This is a genomic window from Oricola cellulosilytica, from assembly GCF_019966575.1.
GTDB classification, from domain to species: Bacteria; Pseudomonadota; Alphaproteobacteria; order Rhizobiales; family Rhizobiaceae; genus Oricola; species Oricola cellulosilytica.
In genome coordinates, this window is the sequence record NZ_JAINFK010000001.1 from 564817 (window position 1) to 587188 (window position 22372).

27 protein-coding genes are annotated in these 22372 nt (G+C 62.8%); 7 read left to right on the forward strand and 20 right to left on the reverse strand.

All coding sequences use genetic code 11. The features are described from left to right. Window positions 1-3: 3 nt before the first annotated feature. The 5 genes from LC298_RS02625 to LC298_RS02645 all read right to left on the reverse strand — a co-directional run bounded on the left by LC298_RS02625 (window position 4) and on the right by LC298_RS02645 (window position 5854). Window positions 4-2169 carry a chemotaxis protein CheA gene (locus LC298_RS02625; protein WP_131564926.1) on the reverse strand — a complete coding sequence of 722 codons (2166 nt, stop codon included), beginning with the start codon at window positions 2167-2169 and terminating at the stop codon, window positions 4-6. Window positions 2170-2187: 18 nt separating this feature from the next. Beyond that, a complete protein-coding gene (locus tag LC298_RS02630; protein ID WP_131564924.1) occupies window positions 2188-2553 on the reverse strand; it encodes a response regulator in 366 nt (121 codons plus the stop codon). Next, window positions 2546-2884, reverse strand: coding sequence for an STAS domain-containing protein (locus tag LC298_RS02635; RefSeq protein WP_131564922.1), 339 nt, complete (start codon window positions 2882-2884; stop codon window positions 2546-2548). The genes LC298_RS02630 and LC298_RS02635 overlap by 8 nt, the downstream gene beginning before the upstream one ends. A 3-nt stretch (window positions 2885-2887) precedes the next feature. Then, a complete protein-coding gene (locus LC298_RS02640; RefSeq protein WP_223385503.1) occupies window positions 2888-4807 on the reverse strand; it encodes a methyl-accepting chemotaxis protein in 1920 nt (639 codons plus the stop codon). 216 nt (window positions 4808-5023) lie between these two features. Then, window positions 5024-5854, reverse strand: coding sequence for a helix-turn-helix transcriptional regulator (locus LC298_RS02645; RefSeq protein ID WP_223385504.1), 831 nt, complete (start codon window positions 5852-5854; stop codon window positions 5024-5026). A gap of 230 nt (window positions 5855-6084) precedes the next feature. On the opposite strand from LC298_RS02645, the gene LC298_RS02650 reads away from it, so the two are divergent. Continuing rightward, the gene (locus LC298_RS02650; protein WP_131564918.1) at window positions 6085-6492 is read left to right on the forward strand and encodes a hypothetical protein; all 408 of its coding nucleotides are present in this window, start codon (window positions 6085-6087) and stop codon (window positions 6490-6492) included. 39 nt (window positions 6493-6531) lie between these two features. Here the strand turns inward: LC298_RS02650 and LC298_RS02655 are convergent, their stop codons facing one another. The 7 genes from LC298_RS02655 to LC298_RS02685 all read right to left on the reverse strand — a co-directional run bounded on the left by LC298_RS02655 (window position 6532) and on the right by LC298_RS02685 (window position 11748). Beyond that, window positions 6532-6993 carry a hypothetical protein gene (locus tag LC298_RS02655; RefSeq protein ID WP_131564916.1) on the reverse strand — a complete coding sequence of 154 codons (462 nt, stop codon included), beginning with the start codon at window positions 6991-6993 and terminating at the stop codon, window positions 6532-6534. Next, window positions 6990-7382 carry a hypothetical protein gene (locus LC298_RS02660; RefSeq protein ID WP_131564914.1) on the reverse strand — a complete coding sequence of 131 codons (393 nt, stop codon included), beginning with the start codon at window positions 7380-7382 and terminating at the stop codon, window positions 6990-6992. The genes LC298_RS02655 and LC298_RS02660 overlap by 4 nt, the downstream gene beginning before the upstream one ends. 33 nt (window positions 7383-7415) lie before the next feature. Continuing rightward, the gene (locus LC298_RS02665; RefSeq protein WP_131564912.1) at window positions 7416-7898 is read right to left on the reverse strand and encodes a rod-binding protein; all 483 of its coding nucleotides are present in this window, start codon (window positions 7896-7898) and stop codon (window positions 7416-7418) included. A gap of 61 nt (window positions 7899-7959) precedes the next feature. Continuing rightward, window positions 7960-8376: a hypothetical protein gene (locus LC298_RS02670; protein ID WP_131564911.1), complete on the reverse strand. Its 417-nt coding sequence runs from the start codon at window positions 8374-8376 to the stop codon at window positions 7960-7962. 4 nt (window positions 8377-8380) lie between these two features. Next, window positions 8381-9136: a flagellar biosynthetic protein FliR gene (locus tag LC298_RS02675; protein ID WP_223385505.1), complete on the reverse strand. Its 756-nt coding sequence runs from the start codon at window positions 9134-9136 to the stop codon at window positions 8381-8383. Beyond that, window positions 9133-11217 carry a flagellar biosynthesis protein FlhA gene (gene flhA / locus LC298_RS02680; protein ID WP_223385506.1) on the reverse strand — a complete coding sequence of 695 codons (2085 nt, stop codon included), beginning with the start codon at window positions 11215-11217 and terminating at the stop codon, window positions 9133-9135. Before flhA ends, LC298_RS02675 begins: the two co-directional genes overlap by 4 nt. A 111-nt stretch (window positions 11218-11328) precedes the next feature. Beyond that, window positions 11329-11748, reverse strand: a complete 420-nt coding sequence (locus LC298_RS02685) for a MerR family transcriptional regulator (RefSeq protein WP_131564909.1) — start codon at window positions 11746-11748, stop codon at window positions 11329-11331. A gap of 75 nt (window positions 11749-11823) precedes the next feature. Between LC298_RS02685 and LC298_RS02690 the strand changes: the two genes are divergently transcribed. The 6 genes from LC298_RS02690 to LC298_RS02715 are packed head-to-tail and all read left to right on the forward strand — an operon-like array spanning window position 11824 to window position 16010. Then, window positions 11824-12222: a mercuric transporter MerT family protein gene (locus tag LC298_RS02690; RefSeq protein ID WP_131564907.1), complete on the forward strand. Its 399-nt coding sequence runs from the start codon at window positions 11824-11826 to the stop codon at window positions 12220-12222. Between the two features lie 14 nt (window positions 12223-12236). Continuing rightward, complete coding sequence (merP, locus tag LC298_RS02695) at window positions 12237-12536, forward strand: mercury resistance system periplasmic binding protein MerP (RefSeq protein WP_131564905.1); 300 nt, start codon at window positions 12237-12239, stop codon at window positions 12534-12536. Then, entirely contained in the window at window positions 12533-12748 is a 216-nt protein-coding gene (merF, locus tag LC298_RS02700) for a mercury resistance system transport protein MerF (RefSeq protein ID WP_199223169.1), read from the forward strand. The genes merP and merF overlap by 4 nt, the downstream gene beginning before the upstream one ends. 22 nt (window positions 12749-12770) lie before the next feature. After that, window positions 12771-14198: a mercury(II) reductase gene (gene merA / locus LC298_RS02705; RefSeq protein WP_131564901.1), complete on the forward strand. Its 1428-nt coding sequence runs from the start codon at window positions 12771-12773 to the stop codon at window positions 14196-14198. A gap of 13 nt (window positions 14199-14211) precedes the next feature. Beyond that, on the forward strand, window positions 14212-14610 hold the full coding sequence (locus LC298_RS02710; RefSeq protein WP_199223168.1) for a hypothetical protein: 399 nt from the start codon (window positions 14212-14214) through the stop codon (window positions 14608-14610). 47 nt (window positions 14611-14657) lie between these two features. Next, window positions 14658-16010, forward strand: coding sequence for a dihydrolipoyl dehydrogenase family protein (locus LC298_RS02715; protein WP_131564899.1), 1353 nt, complete (start codon window positions 14658-14660; stop codon window positions 16008-16010). A 94-nt stretch (window positions 16011-16104) separates the two neighbouring features. Here LC298_RS02715 and fliQ read toward each other — a convergent pair whose 3' ends face one another. The 8 genes from fliQ to LC298_RS02755 all read right to left on the reverse strand — a co-directional run bounded on the left by fliQ (window position 16105) and on the right by LC298_RS02755 (window position 22223). Next, window positions 16105-16371: a flagellar biosynthesis protein FliQ gene (gene fliQ, locus LC298_RS02720; protein ID WP_131564897.1), complete on the reverse strand. Its 267-nt coding sequence runs from the start codon at window positions 16369-16371 to the stop codon at window positions 16105-16107. Between the two features lies 1 nt (window position 16372). Further along, the gene (gene flgD, locus LC298_RS02725; RefSeq protein ID WP_131564896.1) at window positions 16373-16765 is read right to left on the reverse strand and encodes a flagellar hook assembly protein FlgD; all 393 of its coding nucleotides are present in this window, start codon (window positions 16763-16765) and stop codon (window positions 16373-16375) included. A 5-nt stretch (window positions 16766-16770) separates the two neighbouring features. Then, complete coding sequence (gene flbT / locus LC298_RS02730; protein WP_131564894.1) at window positions 16771-17220, reverse strand: flagellar biosynthesis repressor FlbT; 450 nt, start codon at window positions 17218-17220, stop codon at window positions 16771-16773. After that, window positions 17217-17564, reverse strand: a complete 348-nt coding sequence (gene flaF, locus LC298_RS02735; protein WP_131564892.1) for a flagellar biosynthesis regulator FlaF — start codon at window positions 17562-17564, stop codon at window positions 17217-17219. The genes flbT and flaF overlap by 4 nt, the downstream gene beginning before the upstream one ends. Before the next feature lie 31 nt (window positions 17565-17595). Next, window positions 17596-18636 (reverse strand): flagellar hook-associated family protein, encoded by a 1041-nt coding sequence (locus tag LC298_RS02740; protein ID WP_131564891.1) that lies wholly within the window; start codon window positions 18634-18636, stop codon window positions 17596-17598. A gap of 4 nt (window positions 18637-18640) precedes the next feature. Continuing rightward, entirely contained in the window at window positions 18641-20104 is a 1464-nt protein-coding gene (gene flgK / locus LC298_RS02745) for a flagellar hook-associated protein FlgK (protein ID WP_131564889.1), read from the reverse strand. Between the two features lie 82 nt (window positions 20105-20186). Then, window positions 20187-21437 (reverse strand): flagellar hook protein FlgE, encoded by a 1251-nt coding sequence (locus LC298_RS02750; RefSeq protein ID WP_131564887.1) that lies wholly within the window; start codon window positions 21435-21437, stop codon window positions 20187-20189. Window positions 21438-21461: 24 nt separating this feature from the next. Beyond that, complete coding sequence (locus tag LC298_RS02755; RefSeq protein ID WP_131564885.1) at window positions 21462-22223, reverse strand: response regulator transcription factor; 762 nt, start codon at window positions 22221-22223, stop codon at window positions 21462-21464. Window positions 22224-22372: the final 149 nt, after the last annotated feature.

A 22372-nucleotide genomic window follows, 5' to 3' on the forward strand; every position in this document is an offset into this window, starting at 1 on the left:
ACATCATCCTGCGATCGACCGGATCAGGCCGGCCCCCGGCTCGTTACTCTGATTGTTGACAATATGATCGACGTCGAGAATCAGCGCGATCTGGCCGTTGCCGAGGATGGTCGCAGCCGCGATGCTCGGCACGCGCTGGTAATTGCTCTCCAGGCTCTTGATCACGACCTGCTGCTGACCCTCGATGGAATCGACGAGGAAGGCCCCCAGGCCGTCCTTGCCGCCTTCGACCACCAGTATCGTGCCCTTCGAATAGTCGGACCGGCACTCGGAGAAGCCGAGTTGCTGGCCGACATCGATGATCGGCACCAATGTGTTGCGGAGCTTCACCACGCGGCTGTTCCTGCCGATGGTATAGACGTCGCCCGGCTTGAGCGTCGACGTTTCGAGGACCGAGGAGACCGGAAGGACCAGCGTCTGGCCCGCCTCCTTGACGATCATGCCGTCGAGAACCGCGAGCGTCAGCGGAAGGCTCATCGAGAACAGCGAGCCCTCTCCGGGACGCGAGGATATGTTGACGCGGCCGCCGAGCGCTTGGATCGACTGCCTGACGACATCCATGCCGACGCCGCGTCCGGACACGTCGGTGATGGTCTCGGCTGTCGAGAAGCCGGCGGCAAAGATCAGGTTGTCGATGTCCTCGTTGGACATCTTGGCGTCGGGCGACACGATTCCCTTGTCGATCGCCTTCTGGAGAACCCGGTCGCGGTTGATCCCCGCGCCGTCGTCCTCGATCTCGATGACGATGCGGCCCGAACTGTGATAGGCCGACAGCTTGACCGTGCCATTGGCCGGCTTGCCGGCCGCAAGGCGGGTTTCCGCGTCCTCGATGCCATGGTCGACCGCATTGCGGATCATGTGCGTCAGCGGGTCCGAGAGGCCCTCGATGACGGTCGTGTCGACTTCCGTGCTCTCGCCCTCCAGCGTCAGCAGGGCTTTCTTGCCGGTCGCGGCGCAAACCTCGCGGACGACGCGCGACATGCGCATGAAGACCGGTTTGACCGGCTGCGCACGGATCGCCATCACGCTGCTCTGGATCTCGCGGGTCAGGTTCTGCAGCTCGTTCAGCGCAAGAACCGTCGGCGCGGCCGATCCGAAGCCCGCCTGCCCGAACCGTTCGGCCAGCATCGCCTGGTTGATGACCAGTTCGCCCATCAGGTTGATCAGCCGGTCGACCTTGTCGGACTCGACGCGGATCGTGGGGCTCGGCTTCTTGATCTCCCGTTTCTCGGCCTTCGGGTCGTCCCCCTCGGGGGCGGGCGCCTGCTCTCCGGCCAGATCGGCGGATCCGAGTTCCTGGACGATGTTGTCCTGGCCGAAATCGTCGATGTCGACAACGGCATTTTCCTCGGCCTGCGGCTCGTCGCCGAGAAGGTTCAGGAAATCGTCGAGATCCACGCCATCGCCTCCGTCATCGCCGGGGCCGCCCATTTCCTCGACCGAAAGGACGCATTCGCCCTCGGCCCATTCGAACACCGCCTCGATCTCTTCCTGAAGACGCTCGGTGACGACCTCGAGCTCCCATTTCAGGTAACTCTCGTCCGGCGACAGCTCGGACAGCGACGGCAGGTCACCGGCATCGCATTTCGCCGTGACGGTTCCGATATCCGCCAGTTCGCGGAAGAAGCGGACCGGATCGTGCCCCTTGAGATAGAGGCTGGCATGCGGCGTGAAACCGACCTTGAAAGTGCGTCCCGCGGGAGCATCGGCGACGTCGATGGCGCCGAGATCGATCATCACCGGGGCGAAATCGGCGAGCGCGTCTTCCTCTTCTTCTTCCTCAGCACCGGGGCTCATGCCAAAAGCCGTCTCGAGTTCGCCGGCGAGCCCGGAGAAATCGGCAGCGTCCGTTCCTTCCCGCGATGTGTCGATGATGTCCGACAGCACGTCGACCGAGCGCAGCAGCAGATCCATGCGCTGCTCGTTCACCTGGGAGAGGTCGTTGCGGATGATGTCCAGCGCGTTTTCGAACACGTGGGCGAACGAAACCAGGGAATTGTAGCCGAAGGCGCCTGCGCCACCCTTTATCGAATGTACCGCGCGAAAGATCGAGTTGACCGTATCGAGGTCCGGACCGGAAGACTGGATTTCGTGCAACCCGGTCTCGAGATCCGACATCTGATCGGCACATTCGGCAAAGAATGTTTCTTTGATATCTTCAAGGCTCATGGCGTCTTCGTTCCGCTTTTATGGCATTACCCGGTTCACAGCCTTGGTGAGCTTTTCGGGATCGAACGGCTTGACGATCCAGCCCGTCGCACCCGCGCTTTGCGCGCGCTGCTTCTTTTCCGGGGCGCTTTCCGTCGTCAGGACGAGAATCGGCACGCGGCTGTATTCGTTGAGCTGGCGAACGTTCTCGATGAACTCGAAGCCGTCCATCACCGGCATGTTGATGTCGGTGATCACCACGTCGGGCTGCGTCTCCCGAAGCTTCTCGATGCCGTCCTTGCCGTCTTCGGCGGTCACGACCTCAAATCCCGCGCCCGCAAGACAATGGCGGAGCATTTCGCGCATCGTCCGTGAATCGTCTACGGTGAGTATCTTCTTAAGCATGCTTAGCGTCTCCCGCTTCGAGTTCCGTTGTTGAGAGGCCGAGGATCGACAGGGTTTCGTCCAGAGCGGCCGATTGGCCGGTGAACTTCATTTCCGAACCGTCCTCGCGCCACTGGCGCGCTGCGGACAGCAGGACCTGAATGCAAGGCGTGTCGATCCTTTCGACCTTGCTTGCATCGATAGAGAGCGATGAATCGCGCGCCGTCAGAACCAGATCGGCAACGCTTGCCGCACTTTCTCCCGGCAGGGTTTCCGGCAAGCTAAGAACGTACGCGCCGTTCTTTTTCTTGAGGCATTTGGAAAGCGGATTGGCGTTCACTTTTCTAACCATTGCTCAGAAATCCTCCCATTCGCCGGCAAGAGCGGCATTGCCGGCCGCGCGGGTCCGGAACGCGCCGCGGCCCTGCCTCGGCGCCTCGTTCGACCGTTGATGTCTTGCGGGCGGGCGTTGCCGCCGGGTCAAATCGTCATTTGCCACCTGCTCGCGAAAGCCGGCTTCAGCCAGCCGGAAACGGCCAAGAAGGTCGGCAAGGCTTTGGGCGTCCTCGGACAGTGCATGGCTTGCCGCGCTCGCCTCTTCCGCCATGGCCGCGTTCTGCTGCGTGACGGCATCCATTTCCCCGACCGAGGCGTTTAGCTGCTTCAGCGCTGCGAACTGGTTGGTGGCGCCGTCGGCGATCAGATCGACGACGTCCGAGATCTCGACGACCTGACCGGCGATGCGATGGAGCGTTTCGCCGGTGGCGCTCACGAGTTCGGAGCCGCTGGAAACTTGCTCGCTCGACTTGGAGATCAATTCCTTGATCTCCTTTGCGGCAGTCGCCGAACGCTGAGCCAGCGCGCGCACCTCAGAGGCAACCACCGCGAAGCCAAGGCCTGCGTCTCCCGCCCGGGCGGCCTCCACGCCGGCGTTCAGCGCCAGCAGGTTGGTCTGGAAGGCGATCTCGTCGATCACCGCGATGATCTGGTTGATTTCCTCGGCGGAGTTCTCGATGTCGGTCATCGCACCGAGCGCACGCTTGACGATATCGCCGCTGGTTTCGGCATCCCGCTTGGCTTCGGCGACAATGTTGCGCGTCTCCTGCGCGCTTTCGGAGGATTTCTGCACGGTGGCGGTAATCTCTTCGAGGGTCGATGCGGTCTCCTCGAGGGATGCAGCCTGCTGCTCCGTGCGGCGGGAAAGATCGTCCGACGCCCTGAAAATCTCCTGGCTGCCGGTCTCGATGCTCGCCGAGGTCATCGTAATCCGGCTGAAGACGCGGCCGATGCGACGGATCGCGACGTTGAAATCGTTGCGCAGGCGCTCCAGCTCGCCTTCGAACGGCTCATCGATGCCGCAGTCGAGATCGCCTTCGGCGAGATGGTTCAGGGCAGTCGCCAGGCGGGTGATCGCCCGCTCGGTCTCTTCGGCCTTGGCGGCAAGTTCGGCGTCCGCCACGGCCTTGGCCTGCGCCGTGCGGTCGCGCTCTTCGCGGGCTTGACGCTCGGCCTCCAGCTTTTTGGCGGCGGTTTCCTTGAACACGGTCAGCGCACGCGCAATGCTTCCGAGTTCGTCGCGCCGGCGCACATACGGCACTTCGTCGGTGGCGTGTCCATCAGCGAGATCTTGCGTGTATCCGGCGATCGTCACCATTGGCCGCACGACCTTGCGGCTCACGGTCCAGAGCAGACCGAAAATGAGCAGAAGGGACGACACGGAGATCGCCACATAAACCCACCCGAGCGTGTTCATGTGGGATGCTGCGTTCATCTCGACCGATTGCAGGTAGGTCTTCGCTTCCGCGGCGGCCGCTTCGGCGATCTGCTTGTGCTCGCGAAAGCGGGTGGTCAGCGTCTCGAGCGACTTGTTGATTTCGGCCGCACCGAGGCCGATGCCGCCGGAGTTTGCGAGGTTCGGGAAGAAGTTGTTCTCCGCCTCGATCCAGAAGCGATCGAGCACCGTGGGCGAATCGATCGTGATCATCGTGCGGATATGTTCGGGAATGTCCGCGCTCTTCCAGTACTCGAGCTGGCGGAAATAGGCGTCCTTGCCGGCTCGGTAAGCGGCGAAATGCGCGTCACGGTTCCACGGCTCGCGCGCGGCCTGGACGATGACCAGATATGTCTCCGAGATGAAGGAAGTGGGGGGCAGAATATCGGCAACGAGATCCTTGCCGGTAATGATGCGCTGGTAGTCTTCGCTTCCGATCTTTCCAGCCTCGTGGCGAAGATTGGAGATCGCATGCAGAAGCAGCAGCATCGCGGCGACGACCACCGCAAAAACTTTCAGACCCGTTAACAGACTAAGGCGACTTTTGGCCGGCTGACCGGCGCTGCCTCCTTTAACATCTGTATGCCCCATCACCCGATCAGCCCCGAAGTCGAAATATTCGAAAACATTCCGGATTTTCCGGGGCTTGGGCGGTGCATCATGCCAGGCTATTCGCCCCCAAGCATCACTTGTCCTAAGGCGTTTTACCTTAACGAAGCATTAAGCGGCATCGAGATTGCCATCGATGTTAAGGATACCAGTGCGAATAGCGATGGTGATCGCATGCATGCGGTTTGCCGCGTCGAGCTTCTTGGTTGCCCCAACAAGATAATGGTTCACCGTGTGCGCGGACAGCGAGAGTATCATCGCTATCTCCTCGCTGGTTTTCCCCTCCGCCGACCACGCCAGGCATTCCTTTTCCCGCGGCGTGAGCGGTGTCCCGTGCTCTGCCGCCGAACGGTGGCGCATCGTCAGATCGTCGAAAAAGACCTGGGCGAGCCCGTGGCAGGCCAGGAGTGTATCATGAGACGGGACCTCGCTCGCACGCCGTGCCTGGGCGATCAGTATCCTGTCCACACCGGCAGAACTGCGCCGGAAGAACACATAAAAGCGCGAAGCGAGAACGGCGGCTGCCACTTCGCTCTGCAATGCGGATATCCAGCGCCCCGTATCATCGTCGAGCGCGGGCTCCCAGACAAAGGGCAACCGCGCCGATCGCACATTGCTCGCGAAACCCGTGCCGCCCCGTCGCACAAGATCGCCGAAGAGTCTCCGCATTTCCTTTCCGAGCGCCGGCTCGCCTTCGCTTGAAAAGGCCCCGGTTTCCCGCACCATCCGGAATACGCCGATCCGGAATGCACCGCTCAGGCGGATGATGTCCTTCCCGATCTGGTCGCAATCGACACCGCCCGCCGAGCCAGCGTCGTCTTCCTGTCCACCAGCCGCATTATTTTCGGGATTGTCTGCCGGGCGGTCCGTCATCGCTGCGAGGTCATACCTGCCGTGCTGTCCGGGGTCCGATAGCGCTCCGCCCGCCGCTTTCGCGGTCATGTTGGGTGCCTTCAAATGCCATCGGTTACCGCCCTCGAAAAAAGAATCACTTTCGTCCACGCTAGCAGCAATGAGTCCCGACAGGAATCGTCTAACGGGAAAGCTCCGCGCAAGCACCTCCGACTATTTTCAAACGCCAGTCGCCACGACGGGAATTTGTTCCATGACGATCCCTGAAAACAAACGGTCCGCAGCGCACCGGGATCGTACACAGTGAGAGATAGCCGGTCATGAGCGTCGTCCGGTATGCGGTGGTCGGTGTAACCGCCTGCATTGCAGCCCTGACCGGCGTCACCGGTCACGCTCTTGTTTCGCAACCCGGCTCCAACGATGCCGCCCGGAAGGAGGTTCCTGCCAGCGAAATGAACGGCATCAAGTTTCCGCCGGTGCCTGTCGCCGTCTACACGAGAAAGGGCAGGATCGGGTATTGCGTCATGCGTGTCGAATATTACCGGGGGGACAATCCGGCTGGCGACGACGAGATCGCTCAGTCGCGCATCACCACCGAGTTGTATGCAGAATTCTCGAAAGTACTGAATGACGCGATGGACGGTCCCGTCGAGTGTGCGGAGCGGGTGGGCAAGCGGGCTTCGAACTTCAAGATCTACCAGGCCGAATTCTACGACAAGCTCGATTAGGTCCCGCTTCGCGGCCAACCGAGCCGGATAGTCGATGAGCTACCGGCTATCCGAAGGCATGCGCACTTCGTCTTTATTGAAGAAATCGAGCTGCTCGATCATCACCTCGGACACGATCTTGCGGCCTGCTGTCCGGTTCGCCAGTTCACGAACCTCGGCCATCGACTCGCGCAGGTTCGACCAGCCCGAGGGCCTGGAGAGCGTTCCGGCCTTTTCGTAGAAATGACGGTTCAGCGCGTCATGGACCACCAGTTCGATCGGCAATCGGCTGGCGGCCACGGCTGCGGGGTCGGTCTTTACCGTGAAACGAGCCGTCGCGTAACCGACCACGCCCCGGTCTCCGACATAGGGAAAACCCATGAGTTCGGTCTTGTAGATGCCGTAGCTGCCGTTCTTGCCGGCGGCGGAGATGCCCGACGAGGACGTAAGCGCCTGACCGGCATAGACGCCCCCGAGCGTGATCGCAACGACCCAAACGGCGAAGACGAAGGGCCGGATCATTGATAGCCGGCCGGGAGCCGCGATCCGGAGGCATAGGTGCCGTCTGATTCGGCGTGGGTAATCGCGTCGCCGAGGATTCCGATCACCTCCTTGGTCGCTTCGATGTTTGCGCGAAGCATCGCTTCGTTCTGCTGCACCTTGCGTCCAAGGACCATGATCTCGCGGCGGACCTCTCCGTCAAGCTCGAAACGGGCGAGATCTCGCGAAACAAGGTTCAACTCGTAGAGACACCGGTTCTTCCGCGCATTCGCGGCAGCAAGGTCCGCGCGCGGGTTTTCGCCCAGTAGCCTCGTTTCGGCATCGATGATCTGACCGATGCGGACGAGCAGTCTCATCAGATGCGTCTTGGTAAGACCTTTCTGCGAATCATCCCGGTTTTGCACGGTCATGGTGTCGTCTCGTCCTTGGGGTTGCGTGTGCCGTTACCTGGGCTCACTGATGTCCAGCATCTTGCGGATGAAGTCCCGGCTCATTTCGTTGGCCCCGGACCGGGCGGCATCCACGGACCTGGTTTCAGATGGTGTCGCGGCGGCATCGTTGATCCCGCCGACCGGCGCGATGGTGTCACCGTCCCTGACGAAATGCTTGGTGATCTTCGATGCGACACCGAAGTCGGCGCCCTCGACCACCGCCATGGCGACATGCTCGGCCATCATCGATTTCCACATGTCGCCGGCAAATCCCTCGCCGAACACGCTTTCGTCGCCGTCGCCCATCATCTCGGAAATCATGTTGCCTACCAGCAGCGCCTCGAATTCCTTGGCGACCTTCGTGGCGTCGGTAGTCTCGTGGGCGCGCGCGAGCTGGCCGGCCCCTGCGCGCTGGGAGCGGATGTCGGCTGCGGCGGAGGGGTCCGCCGCACGCGCCACGTCGAGAATGAGATCGGATGGAAATTCGACAGCCATTCTGTGCCTCGCGCGCCTTTTCGACCTGCGCCGGGCCTTCGGTCGACGCAATCCGCCGCCGCTATCTTATGCCGCCAATCTTGCTCGAGGCTGACACCGGCCTGACGTAGCGCTGGTCGATCGCTTCGGAGTGGCTTTTCGCCTCCGCCTCCCGCGCTTCCTGCGCCTTTTGCGCCGTGTGGCGGCCCTCGATCGTCTCAAGCTTTTTCTTCTCGCGAACGAGATCGTCGGCGGCTTCCTGCTCCTGTCTGGCGGCGATGTGCTTCTCCGCCATCATCTTTTCGAAATGGCGCGCAAGCAGGTCGGGAAACAGCGATGCCACCGCGCTCTCCTCGTTGATCATTCTCGACAGATCCTCGAGCGATTTCTCGGCCGAGGCGACCCGGTTCTTCGCATCGGCGTGATCGCGCTCGCGCATCGACTTGATGACGCGCTGAAGCCGCATCAGGCGGGCGAAATTGGTCTTGTCCGTCGTCATGCGCTTACCGAAGGTTGTAGATGCCCGTGAATCCCTGGCCGAAAAGGCTGAGCATATAGGGCGCGGAGTAATAAAGAATGACCAGGCCGATCGCGAGAACGAAGGGCAGCGAGATGAAATAGATCGGGATCTGGACGGAAAGCTTGTTGAGCAGGCCGACGCCCAGATTGATGATGATGGCAAAGCCGATGAACGGACTGCCGAGCCGAAGCGCGATCAGGAAACTCTCGCGCAGCACGTCAACGAGATCGACCAGCATCAGGCGCATGTCGGGCATCGTGTCGAACGGCATCACATCATAGGAGCCGAGCAGCGCGACGATGACGTGATGATGGAAGTCGAGGGTGAACAGCACCATCAGCGCGCTGAGCGAGATGAACGCCGTCAGCGCCGCCTGCATCTCGAAGCCATCGACCATGGCGCCGAGCATGCCGCCAAAGCCGATCGACATCGCCACGCCGGAAATGATGAATTCCAGTGCCAGCAGGTAGAACCGGGCGATCAACCCGAAGAAAAGGCCGATCAGGATCTCGCTGACGGCCAGCCGCAGCAGGACCGCCGGACCGGGCTCGGCGAGATAGGCCTGCAAGCGCTCGTCGATGAAGGTCGAGACGGCCACCGCGATGGCGAGGGACGCGAACAGCCTGACCTGCGGCGGCACGCGGGCGCTCGACATTCCCGGCAGCACCATGAAGCACGCGCCGATCCGGCAGAACACGAGAAACGTGCTCAGCAGGTCGGCGGGCAGCGCGGCGATCAAGAAACCATCCCGAGGATGCGGATCTCGATGCCCTTGCCGATCTCGAGATGCGACAGGACCGGCGTGTCGGGATGCAGCCGCTCGACGATCATGCGCACATAGGGCCGCGCTTCCGGCGAGGTGATGATGGCGAACCGCCGGTTCTGCTTCTTCTGGCCCTCGATCGCCTTGCTGATGTCGGCGCCGAATTCCTCGAGCAGCCGCGGGTCGATGTCGAACTGGTTGATCTCGCCCTTGTTGTCGCGCTTCAGGCTCTCGCGGAACACCATGTCCCAGCGGTTGCCGAGCCGGAGCACGTGCAGGGTTCCCTGTTCGGTGATATCGCCGCACAATTGCTGGGCGATGCGCGAGCGCACATGCTCGACGATGGTCTCCGAGCGCCGGGTCGTCGGCACGATCTCGGCGATCGCCTCGATGATCAGCGGCAGGTTGCGGATGGACACGCGCTCGGCAAGCAGCAGCTTAAGCACCGCCTGAAGGCCCGGATAGGAGGTGTGCGTCGTCGAGATCTCCTCGATCAGCTTCTTGTATTCCGGGTCGAGCCGTTCGAAGTTCGCCTTCATGGTCTTGAAGGAGAACAGCTGCGGCAGGTTGTTGCGGACCACCTCGCTGAGATGGGTGAGGACCACGGCGACATTGTCGGCGGTGGCGATGCGCGCGGTCTTCAGGTCGTCGGCGAAGGTCTCGGGAACCGACAGCGCCTCCATGCCGTAGGCCGGCTCCTTCACCTTCTCGAACGGGATCCCCTTGAGGTGGTCCGGTTCGGCGAACACCATCAGTTCGCCGATGCGCATGACGTGCTCGGCGACGACGGTGCCGTGAACCTTGATCTGGTAGGCCTTCGGGGCGATGCCGAAATCGTCGGTGATCTGGATTTCCGGAACGATGAACCCGTAATCGGTGGCGAACCGCTTGCGCATCTTCTTCATGCGAAACGCCATCTCCTGGCGGGTCGGCACCAGTTTCGCGGCGAGCTGCTTGCCGAGCACCAGCTCGAGTTCCGTCGAGCGGAGCGATTCCTTGACCGAATCGCGCTCCTCGTCCTGGCGCTGCTCGATCGCGTTCTGCTGCTCGGCCGCCGCCTCGTCGGCGCGCCGGCGTTCGAGCAGTGGCTTTACATAGCCTGTTGCGGCGAGAACGGCGGCAAGCAGCAGGAACGGCAATGCGGGAAGACCCGGCATCACCGCGAGCACCAGAAGCATGAAGGCGGCGACGAACAGGGCGCGCGGGTAATTTCCGAGCTGGTCGAGAACCGCCTTGTCGACCGACCCGACCGTTCCCCCCTTGGAGACGAGAAGACCGGCGGCGAGCGACACGATCAGCGCTGGGATCTGCGAGACCAGACCGTCGCCGACCGAAAGCTTGGTGAAGACCTCCGCCGCCTCGCCGAGGTTCATTCCGTGGCGGGTGTAGCCGATGATGATGCCGCCGAAGATGTTGATCGCGGTGATGATCAGTCCGGCGATCGCGTCGCCGCGCACGAATTTCGACGCCCCGTCCATCGAGCCGAAGAAGGAGCTCTCCTCCTCCAGCTCCTTGCGGCGGGCGCGGGCCTGTTCCTCGTCGATGATGCCGGCGGAGAGATCGGCGTCGATCGACATCTGCTTGCCGGGGATCGCGTCGAGCGTGAAGCGTGCGCCAACTTCGGCGATACGCGTCGAACCCTTGGTGATGACGACGAAGTTGACGACGACGAGAATGGCGAACACGACGAGACCGATGACGAAGTCGCCGCTCATCACGAATTTGGAGAAACCGCCGATCACGTAACCCGCCGCCTCGACCCCCTCGTGACCGTCGGAGAGAATCGTGCGGGTGGTGGCGATGTTCAGGGAGAGCCGCAGCATCGTCGCGATCAGCAGAATCGTCGGGAAGGACGAAAAGTCGAGCGGCTTGGGAATCCACAGCGCGACCATCAGGATCAGCACCGAGAAGGCGAGCGACAGCGCGAGGCCGAAGTCGATCAGGAACGTCGGAACCGGCAGGAACAGGATGGTGAGCATCACCACGATGCCGACGGCGAACGCTACGTCGCGGCCGTAAATGCCCTCCGGCTTGGCGGCGATATCAACGCTTGCCACGGTCGGCGTCCCTCGCAATCCTGGATGATGGCGTCATCGGGACCGGATATCACCGGTTCCTTGCGCCAAGCTTTGGAGCCGAAGGGCGGCCGCCCGGGACCGGACCGGCAGTCAGGGGGCGTCGAACAGCATGTCGACGATCGGGCAGTCCGGAACATCGCCCTTGCTGCACTCGGCCGCCATGCCCGCCAGCGCCTTCTCGAGCTTGCGAAGCGTGGCGATGCGCTGGCGCACCGAAGCCAGATGGCCGGTGGTCAGGGCATGGACCTCGCCGCAGGTGAAATCGTCCCGGTCCACCATTTCCAGCAGCGCGCGGATTTCCTCGAGGCTGAAGCCGAGCTCTCGCGACCGCCTGACGAACGACAGGCGCTTGAGCTGGTCATGATCGTACTGACGGTTGCCGCCGGCCGTCCGGTCGGGCTCGGGCATGATCCCGATCCGCTCGTAGTAGCGGATCGTCTCGATGTTGACGCCGGTGCGCCTCGACATTTCGCCGATCGGATAGCCTCGCGCGTTCGTGAAGTCCTTCACCGCGATTTTCCCTTGCATCTGTAGTCACTACAGATCGTAGCCTAATCCGAAGACCGGAGATTTGCGAGGAAATTCATGCACGAGATCACCGACGCGACGTTCAACGAAGCCGCCGCCGGAGACGATGCCCCCAGGACGAGGCTGGTCGCGGCGGGCGGCGTTCTCGGGGCGATCGCGGCATCCGCCTGCTGCATCGTGCCCCTGGTGCTGTTCAGCCTCGGCGTGAGCGGTGCGTGGATCGGCCAGTTGACCGCCCTGTCGCCTTACCAGCCGATCTTCATCGCGATCACCGCCGGCTTTCTCGGCTACGGATACTGGTTGGTCTACCGAAAGCCGAAGGCCGCCTGCGCCGAAGGCGAAGCCTGCGCGCGTCCGCTGCCGAACCGGCTCGTGAAGTCCGCGCTGTGGTTTGCAACCGCGTTGGTCTTGCTGGCCTTCGCATGGCCCTACCTCGTGCCGTTCATTCTCGGCTGATGAAAGGATTGATCATGAAGAGACTTCTCGCACCGCTGGTGTTGGCGGTGCTCGCTTCAGCTTCGCCGGCGGCACTGGCGGCGGAACAAACGGTCAAACTGTCCGTGCCGGGCATGACCTGCGCCAGTTGCCCCTACATCGTCGAGAAAGCCATTTCTGCCGTCGACGGCGTTAAAGCCGTGGAAGCGACGATGGAGGATTTGTCCGCGACCGTGACCTTCGAGGATACCGTCACCGGCATCGAGGCGATCCAGCAGGCCACCGCCGGTGTGGGGTACCCCTCCTCCATATATCCGGAACAGAGCGGATCGTGAACGACAGGAGGCTCCTGAACACCGGTGTCGTCGGGACGATCATCGCCGCGCTTTGCTGCTTCACGCCGGTTCTGGTGGTCCTGGTGAGCGTTGTCGGCCTGTCCGCTGTCGTCGGATATCTCGACTATGTGCTGTTCCCCGCGCTCGCGTTCTTTGTCCTGCTCACGCTCTACGCGCTCTGGCGCAGGCAGCGCCGTACCCAAACACTTTAATCTACGTTCAAAAAGGTAGTTCATGTCCGATTGTTGCGAGAGCCAGTCCATAAGCTCCTACGATTTGGCCGTCATCGGTGCCGGATCGGCCGGCTTTTCCGCCGCGATCACCGCCGCCGAGGAAGGCGCGCAGGTCGCACTGATCGACCACGGCACGATCGGCGGAACATGCGTCAATGTCGGCTGCGTGCCGTCCAAAACACTCATCCGGGCCGCCGAAACGCTGCATGGGGCGAATGCCGCCAACCGCTTCGACGGCATCACGGCATCGGCGCGGGTGACGGACTGGCGCGCCGTGGTGAGCCAGAAGCAGGCTCTTGTCGAGGATCTGCGCCAGGCGAAATACGCCGACCTGCTGCCCGCCTATAATTCCATCGCCTATCTGGAAGGCGAGGCGATGTTTTCCGATGACGGCACGCTTATGGTCAGCGGAACCGTCATCGGCGCAGATAAGATCATCATCGCCACCGGTGCCCGGCCCGCATTGCCATCGATCGAGGGCATCAGGGAGGTGCCGTACCTCACCAGCACGACCGCGCTGGAATTGGAAAGTCTGCCGGAGACGCTGCTGGTCATCGGGGCGGGCTATATCGGCGCCGAGATCGCGCAGATCTTCGCCCGTGCCGGTGTAAAGGTCACGATCGTCAGCCGGCGGGGTCTGCTGCCGGAGGCCGAACCGGAGATCAGCGAAGCGCTCACCCGCTTCTTCGAGGACGAAGGAATCGAGGTCGTCAGCGGGATCGCCTATGACCGGATCGATGCATCAGCGGGAGCCGTCACCCTGACCGTCCGGGATCACGGCGCGGAAAGACGAATCTCGGCTGAGAAGGTGCTTGTCGCCACCGGCCGCGCCCCGAATACCGAGCGCCTCAATCTGCCCGCGGCGGGAATCGAACTCTCCGGCAACAAGGGTGTGAGGGTCGATGCGCAGATGCGCTCGACCCGCGACGGCGTTTACGCGGCGGGCGACGTCACCGGACGCGACCAGTTCGTCTACATGGCGGCCCACGGCGCGAAGATCGCCGCCAGGAACGCGCTCAACGGCAATTCGCTGTCCTACGACAATGCGGCCATGCCGGCGGTCGTCTTCACCGACCCGCAGCTTGCCAGCGTCGGCCTGACAGAGGCGAAAGCCCGCGCGCAGGGCATCGACGCGCGGAGTTCTGTCCTGACGCTCGACAATGTGCCGCGCGCGCTTGCCGCCCGCGACACGCGCGGCCTCATCAAGCTCGTTGCGGACGCGAGGACGAAGAAGCTGCTCGGCGCGCACATTCTCGCACCGGAGGGCGCCGACAGCATCCAGACCGCAGCCATGGCGATCAAGGCGGGCATGACCTACGAGGATCTCGGCGCGACGATCTTCCCCTATCTGACCACGGTCGAGGGCCTGAAACTGGCCGCGCAGACCTTCGACATGGACGTGAAGAAGCTGTCCTGCTGCGCTGGCTGAGGAACAAGAGCCGATGAAGAACGAAGCGAGACTGCAAATCTCCACTGCGCCGGACAAAGCGGCAGGCGACGCGCTGAGAGACTGGCGTTCGGCCCTTCTCCACTGGGGGATTCCGATCGGCGCGATGGTGGCGACGATCGGCGTGCCGCATCCCGGCAAGACACTTGTGTGGATCGCCGCGCTGGTGTGGATGGGCGCGGCCTGCCTGATGAATGCGCGCCGCTGCGGCCGTACGCACTGCTACTTCACCGGGCCGTTCTTCATTGTGATGACGATCCCCGTCGCGCTGCACGGCTTCGAGGTCGTGTGGCTCGGCCCGGACGGCTGGAAATGGCTGGCTCTGACGATCGGCGGACTGGGCGGCGCATTGTGGTGCGGCACCGAAAAGCTCATGGGAACGTACCGCCGCTGAACGCCTTCCACGAAACCACCGGAAACAATTGCGCGGGAGACCTGCCGATGAAGAACTTTGACCTGATCGCGATCGGGGTCGGCATGGCCGGCAACGTGGCGGCCCGCAAATGCGCCACCGCTGGGTGGCAGGTCGCGGTGATCGACGAGTTGCCCTATGGCGGCACCTGCGCCCTGCGCGGCTGCGATCCGAAGAAGATGTTGCGCCGCGGTGCCGAGATCATCGACGCAGCCCAATTGATGAAGGGCAAGGGGGTTGACCCGGGCGGGCTTGCGATAAACTGGCCGGAACTGATGGCGCACAAACGCAGCTTCACCGAGGAGATGCCGGACAAGATCGAGAGCGGGCTGGACGGCGCCGGCGTCGAGACCCTCCACGGCCGGGCGCGATTCCTGAACGAAAATACGATTGAACTGGCGGACGGCACCCGGCTGCAAGGGGAAAAATTTCTGATTGCGAGCGGCGCGCGGCCGCGCGATCTCGACTTTCCCGGCGCCGAACACGTCATCGACAGCACCGCCTTCCTCGAGCTGGACACCCTGCCGAAGCGCGTCGCGTTTCTCGGCGGCGGCTTCGTCTCGATGGAATTCGCCCACATCGTCGCGCGCGCCGGAACGTCGGCGACCGTGATCGATCGCGGGGCGCGGCCGCTGAAGAACTTCGATCCGGATCTTGTCGAAATGCTGGTCAAGCGCAGCGCCATGGCCGGCATCGACATCCGCACCGGCACCGACGTGACCGGGGTCCGGAAGACCGCCTCGGGCTTTACCGTCGTCGCGGCGCAGGACGGCGCGCCGGTCGAGATCGAGGCAGACCTCGTCGTCCACGGCGCCGGGCGCGTGCCGGTGATCGGCCACCTCGATCTGGCGGCCGCGGGGATCGCGTTCGAAGACAAGGGTGTGTCCGTCCGGGCGCATCTGCAAAGCACCACGCAGCCGCATGTCTATGCCGCCGGAGACGCGGCCGCATCGCCCGGTCAGCCGCTCACGCCGGTCGCGGTGTTCGAGGGCAAGGTGGCCGCATCGAACATGCTGAACGGCACGAAGAAGGAGCCGGACTACCGGGGCGTCCCCAGCGTGGTGTTCACCGTTCCGGAACTGGCGCGGGTCGGGCTGCTGGAGGAGGAGGCGCGCGAGCAGGGCCTCGACGTAAGCGTGAAATACACTGACACGAGCGGCTGGTATTCGAACCTGCGGGTCGGGGAGACGACCGCCGCCGCCAAGGTCATCACCGACAAGGCAACCGGAAAGCTCGTCGGCGCCCACCTGTTCGGCCCGGAATACGGCGAACTGATAAACTTCTTCGGCCTCGCCATGCGGCTCGACCTTCCAGGCAAAGCTCTCCGCGCGATGGTCGCCGCCTATCCCTCGGTCGGGTCAGACCTCGGCTCGATGCTGTGACCTGCCCGGCTCGATCTCTGATTTAAGGCCGCGTTAGCCGTCCGGCGAGGATCATGTCCGGGCGGCGCATCGCGCGACATTCACGGGCCGGAAACTAGAAGCCGCTCTGGATGCGGCCGAAAACGATATCGGTCAGACGGCCGATCTGCGCGCCCATGAAGGGGGCCGAGACGGAGACCGTCAGCAGGATGGCGACGATCTTGGGCACGAAGGTCAGCGTGATTTCCTGGATTTGCGTCAGCGCCTGGACAAGCGCGATGCCGACGCCGACGGACATCGCCACGAGAACGGCGGGTGCCGACGTCATCAGCACCGTCCAGATCGCGTATTGCACGATATCAAGCGCGTCGGCTTCGTTCATGTCAGCTGATGGTCACGCCGCCGCCGACGACGACCTGTTCTCCATTGTCGAGAATCGCAGCGATGCCGTCGTCAAACACCCGCACTTCCTCGATCTTGCCGGTGATCGCGCCGTCCGGCGAGGTCAGCGTGCGGCCGATCAGCGAGCCCGCCTGCTGCAGGAATCCCGCGCGCAGGATCTCGTCCAGCTTGTCGTTCGTCTTGATCGACTGTTCGACATTGGAGAACGTGGCAAGCTGCGACACGTATTGCGTCGCGTCCATCGGCTCGGTCGGGTCCTGGTTCTTCAGTTCGGCGACCAGCAGCTTGAGGAACGAGTCGTAATCGACGCCGACCTTTTTCGGCCCCGCGGGGGCCGCTGCGGCGTTGCCGGTCACGCTGTTGACGGCATCCATGGCGATTATCCTCCTACGGCTTTGAGGCGCGGCTCGTTGTCCATGAGACCGGCGGAAGGCGGATTGTTACCGAGGATCTCCGCCTCGATGTCGTAAAGGCCCCGAATGGTCTTCAGCGCTTCGTAATATCTCTCTTCACGCACGAGCCGGTCCACATGCTTCAAATCGGACAGGATCGTCTGGTCGCTGAAGGTGTTGATCAGCGCCGGAAGGCTTTCGCGGAAAAGCGGAAGCGCGGTTTCCTTGTCGCTCGGCGACATCACCATCACCTGAACGATGAAATAGAGCTGGCGCAGAGGCGTTGACGCGTCCTCCGCCTGCAGCACGTGGTTCTCCAGCAGGAACTGGACGTCGTTCAGCAGTTCCAGCGACACCTTGCGGTCGACCCGGAGCACCGCGCCATTGATGAAAATGCGCTCGTTGGCCTTGAGAAAAATCTTGAAAGAACTTTTCATTCCACCCCATCCCGAATGATTTTGCTGATTTCCAGAATCCCCTTGAAATTCTCCGACTCGCCCTGCCGGATCGCATCCGACTCGCGCAGGATCCAGATGCCGATCGAGATCAGGCTCGCGCGCAATTCCTTCGGCAGCGCGTTCTCGTCGTTTGCGAGGTCCTCGAGCAGCATCGACCAAAGGCGGATCGTGAAATGAATAGCCTCGACCGACTCGAAAGACTTGGCGCCTTTCTGCTCGGCGGCGGTCAGCAACTCGATCGAGCGGTCCAGCAACTGGCGCTCGCGGTCGCGGGCGTCGGTCGGGGAGTCCTCTTCGATTTCGGCGTATCTCAACATAATCATCTTAACTGTCCATCGATCACTGTTACTGGCCCTACAGGAAGCGCATGATTGAAAGGGTCTGGATTCGCGAGGTGATCGAGTACGAGGTCTCGACCTGGGTGAGCAGCGTGTTCAGCTCGATCGACGTCTTGTACGGATCGATCGATTCCATTTCCGAGGCGAAGGTCTCGAGCAGCGACTTCTGCGCCGTCAGATGATCGCTGGCGCGGCGCAGCCGCTCCTCGACGAGACCGGTCTCGCCCTGCAGTTCGGTCAGGCTTCCGGCCGCCGAGCCGGCGGAGCTGATGATGTATTCGGAGACCTGCTGCAGCGCCTCGCCGCCGAGATTGCTGTCGTACAATTCGACGCCGACGACCGCCGCCAGCATCAGCCGGCGGAAGCTGGCGTCGTTGGCGCTGACCGAGGTCTCGGCCGTCACGCCTGCGGAAATGCGCGAGATGGTGACCTCGTCGGTCGCCGTCGACATGTTGGTGTTCCAGGCCGCGCCCATGAACAGCGGCTCGGCGCTGACGGTGAGGAAATTGTCGATGTCGGCGGCGGTCAGGGCGGCGGCGGCCGGATCGTTCTTGGTGAAGCCGAAATGGCCCAGGAACGCCGCGTCGAACGCCGCCTTGCCCGGCCCGCCCGCATAATCGGCGATCGGCTTGGTGTCGGAGTTCACCCCGGAGAACAGGAACACGCCATTGGCCTGGGTGTTGAGGATCGCCGTCATCTCGGCGAGCACGTTGTTGGCGGTCAGTTCGGCGGCGAAGTTCTCGCTCGGGTCGCCGAGCACGATCCCCACGGCATTCATCAGGTCCGACGCCAGCCCGTTGAGGCGGCTCATGCTTTCCTGGGTCATCGACAGCCGGGTCTTGACCTGGGCGTTGGTGTCGATCAGCCGGCTGATGTGGTTGATGTCGTTCTTGAACGAGGCGAGCTTGCGGCTCTCGGCGCCGAGCGACAGGCCGGAATCGGCATGTTTGCCGGTGACGAGCTCCTGCTGAAGGCGCGGGAGCGATGCCTGCAGCTTGGCGGTCGAGCTGCGCAGCGCCAGCGATACGGAGAGCGTGGAGATATGGGTGGATTTCATCGCGCTACCTCACCGACATCAGCAGCGCTTCGAGCATCTCGTCGACGACGCGCACGATCCGCGCCGACGCCTCGTAGGATTGCTCGAGCCCGATCAGGATCGACATCTCCTCGTCGATGCTGACCCCGGTGGAGGCGAAGTGATCGCCGGTCAGCCGCTCGTGCAGGGCCTTCTTGCTCTCCGCCGAGGAGGTGGCCGAGGCCCTGAGCGATTCGAGCCATCCAAGCGAGGTCTCCGCGTAGCCGGAGACGGAATAGGATCCGGCGATGCCGGCGTTGATGTCGGTCGCCAGCGGATCGGACATCTTCTCGACATAGTCGATCAGGCGCTGCGAGTAGCCGGTGCCACCGGTGGTGTTGGAGACATAGGCCGCGCCGTTCGCGCCGCCATCGCGCAGAAGCTGCGGGTTGCCGCCGACATTGGGATTGAAAAGGCCGTTGACCCGGAGGGTGAGCGCAATGCCGGTACTGATCGTCCCCGCGGGCGGAATGGCCGGGCCGCCGGCATAGGTGAACAGCCCAGCGAGATCGGGATTGCCGCCCCCGACGGCGTCCGCCTCGGCGAAGGTCGTGACCAGGCCGCGCGCGATCTCGTCGAGCTGGCTCTGGGTCTGCACCGAGACCGTGTCGCGCATCTGGATCATCGCCGCCAGCTTGCCCGAGGCGTCGGTGTTGGCGCCCGAACCGCCGATCACGGGAACGCCGTCGACGCGGATCGCATTGCCGCTGATGCCCGGCGCGTAGGAGGTCAGCGGGTCGAACGTCACCGCACGCGGCACCGTTTCGAACAGGGTCACGCCCTGTCCGGTATAAAGCGCCATGTCGTTGGAATCGCGCTTGACGACCGAGACCGAGACATATTCGGAGATCTGCCGCAGCAGCATGTCGCGCTGGTCGAAGGCGTCGTTGACGTCGACCCCGGCGAGCGTTCCGCGCACAACCTCGTCATTGGCGCTCTTGAACTGGCCGAGCAGCGTGTTCAGCTTGCCGACGGCATCCTCCAGATCGCGGTCGATCGACCCCCGGAACTCCTGCACCGCGATCGACGCGGTGTTGAGGCCGTCGGCCAGCTCCTTGGCGTGGTTGACGGCGGAACTGGCGAGCAGCGTGTTGGACGGATCGGAGGAGTAGAGCTGGAGCGCGTCCTGGAAAGCCTGAATCAGGGTCGCCGGCGCGGTCGAATTCTCGACTCCGTTGACGACGCGCTGCAAGCGGCCGCTGGTATCGGCGATCAGCGTTTGCGCCGTACTTTGCGACAGGGCCTGCAGGCTGTGGCGGAAGAGATCCTCGTTGGTGTTGCGCCGGATATCGACGACCCGGGCGCCGCTGGTCGAACTGATGACCACCGGATCGCGCCGGACATAGTCCTCGTTCGACGCCTCGGAAATGTTCCGGGTCGTGACGATGGTCTGGCGCGCCGTGTTGAGGAGCGAGTTCTGCGCGATCCTGAGTGCCGACGTCAATGACATGGATTGGCCATCCGTTGACGCTGCGCCGCAAGCCGCCGGTCGCGGTGCCGTTCATATGTGCGCGGGCGGCCCATCAAGGCGATCAGCGCTTGAGGTTCAGCAGAACGTCCATCAGGTCCGATCCGGTCTGGAACACCTTGGAGTTCGCCGTGTAGTTGCGCTGCGACTGGATCATCTCCGTCAGTTCCTCGGCGATGTCGACGTTGGACGTCTCGACCGCGCCGGAGACGATCGCTCCGGCCCCGCCCTCATCGGGAAACCCGAGCCGGATGCTGCCGGACATGTCGCTCTGGGTGAAGACGTTGCCCGACAGCGAGCGAAGCTGGTCCGGGCTGTTGACGGTGGCGGTGGGAATGCGGAACAGGGGCTCGGTCGTGCCGTTGGTATACTGGGCGTAAACGATGCCGTCCGAGCCGAAATCGACCCGTTCGATCGTCGCCGGACCGTAACCGTTCACGTCGACCCGCGACACGACGAAACCAGTCGCAAGCTGGGTCATGCCGGTCATGTCGAGGTTCATAGGAAGGCCGTTGGGAACCGGAACCGTCATGCTCGTCGGACCGGTCATCTGTCCCGTGACGTTGTCGAATGTCAGGGTCTGGGTCGATAGAGGTCCCGTCGCGTAGGGGAACGAGGTACCGGGCGCCGCATCGGCTTGGTCGAAAACCGAGACTTCCCAGGTGTTGGAGGCCGTCTTGGTGTAATAGATGTCCAAGATCGTCTCGCCGCCTAGATTGTTGTAGACGACCATCGAGGTCTTCTCGGTGTATTCGCTGGTCGCCGTGTTCGCCGAGGCGAGCGTTCCGGTAACGACCGGTTCTTCGGCGGGCAAGTTGGCCGCGAACCGCGCCTCCGTCGAAGCGACGGCCTCCAGCTCTCCGCCGGTGATCGCTACGGGCTCAAGGCCGTCGAACGAGTTCACGACGACGGAGGGCTCTCCGTTCTCGTAGCTGTATCCGGCGAGATAGAATCCGGCGGCATTGATGAGGCTTCCGTCGGCGTCGGGAACGAACGACCCGGCTCGCGTGAGGAACGAATTGCCCGAGGCGTCCTGGACGACGAAGAAACCGGCGCCGTCAATGGCAAGATCCGAGGCGGAATTCGAGAACTGCAGGACGCCCTGCTGCGAGACGGCTTGCCGCACCGACGTCACCACGCCGCCCGAGTTGTAATTCCCCGCCCCGGCATTCACGACCAGCGTCGAAAATTCCGTGCTGAAGCGCTTGTAACCGTTCGTATTCGCGTTCGCGATGTTGTCCGCGATCGTGGAAAGCTTGCTGGCCTGCCCCTGCATTCCGGAAACGCCGGTCCGCATCATTCCGTATAGGCTCATGAGGAAATTCCTCCTGCTGGATTCTCAGCGAAGGGTAACCTCCAAATCTTGTCCGAACCTGCCCGGCGCCGTATGCGGCGGCTGCTTGTCGCTCTGGGCCTCGAAAGCCTTGGCCGCCTGGGCGTCGAGCCGGTAGCCTAGGAAACGCTTGGAATCGATGACTTCGTAGCCGAGCGCCTTGCGCAACTTCTTGCGCAGCTTGGATATATGGCTCTCGATGACACATTCCTCGACATCCTGCTCGAACATCCCGTAGACCGCGTTGTAGATCTGGGTGCGCGTCGCCCGGCGATCGCCGTTGGATGCAAGATATTCCAGGATGCGGCGCTCCCTGCGCGGAAGCGCGAAGCTGCGGCCGCCGATCTCGGGATCGCGGCCATCCGTGTGAACAAGAAGCGCGCCGAACTCAAAGACAGTGCGGGACGTGTCCTTGCGGCGGCGGATCGCAGCCACCCGCGCAAGGATTTCCTGAACATGGATCGGCTTGCGCACTACGTCGTCTGCGCCGCTCTCGAAGTGCCTAAGTATATCCTGAAGCGAATTTTGTTCGATAACCGAGATTACCGGAAGTTTGGTTGCCTGCCGGATCGAGCTTACCGGGCAGCTCTCGCTGTCCGAGTGTCCAACCAGAAAGGCTTCGATAGATTCCATTTCATTGCTGCATATGGAATCGAGCCAAGCCGGAAGTTCCTTCCCGCAGACTCCGAACACAGGGAACCCTATACGTTGGAACATTCCGCTGAAACCTTGGCGCACAAGGTCGCGGTCATCAACAACAACTATCATTTGTTATCCCCCGCCCGAATCAGTTCATCTTTTGGGCAATTCAGGCTTACGAATCGGGGATTCCGCCCACAACCGTAACAAGTCGCAACTTGCTATAGTTAAGAAACTATGAATTGCCTGATTCGTGAGGCCATTTCACGGGCGTCGGC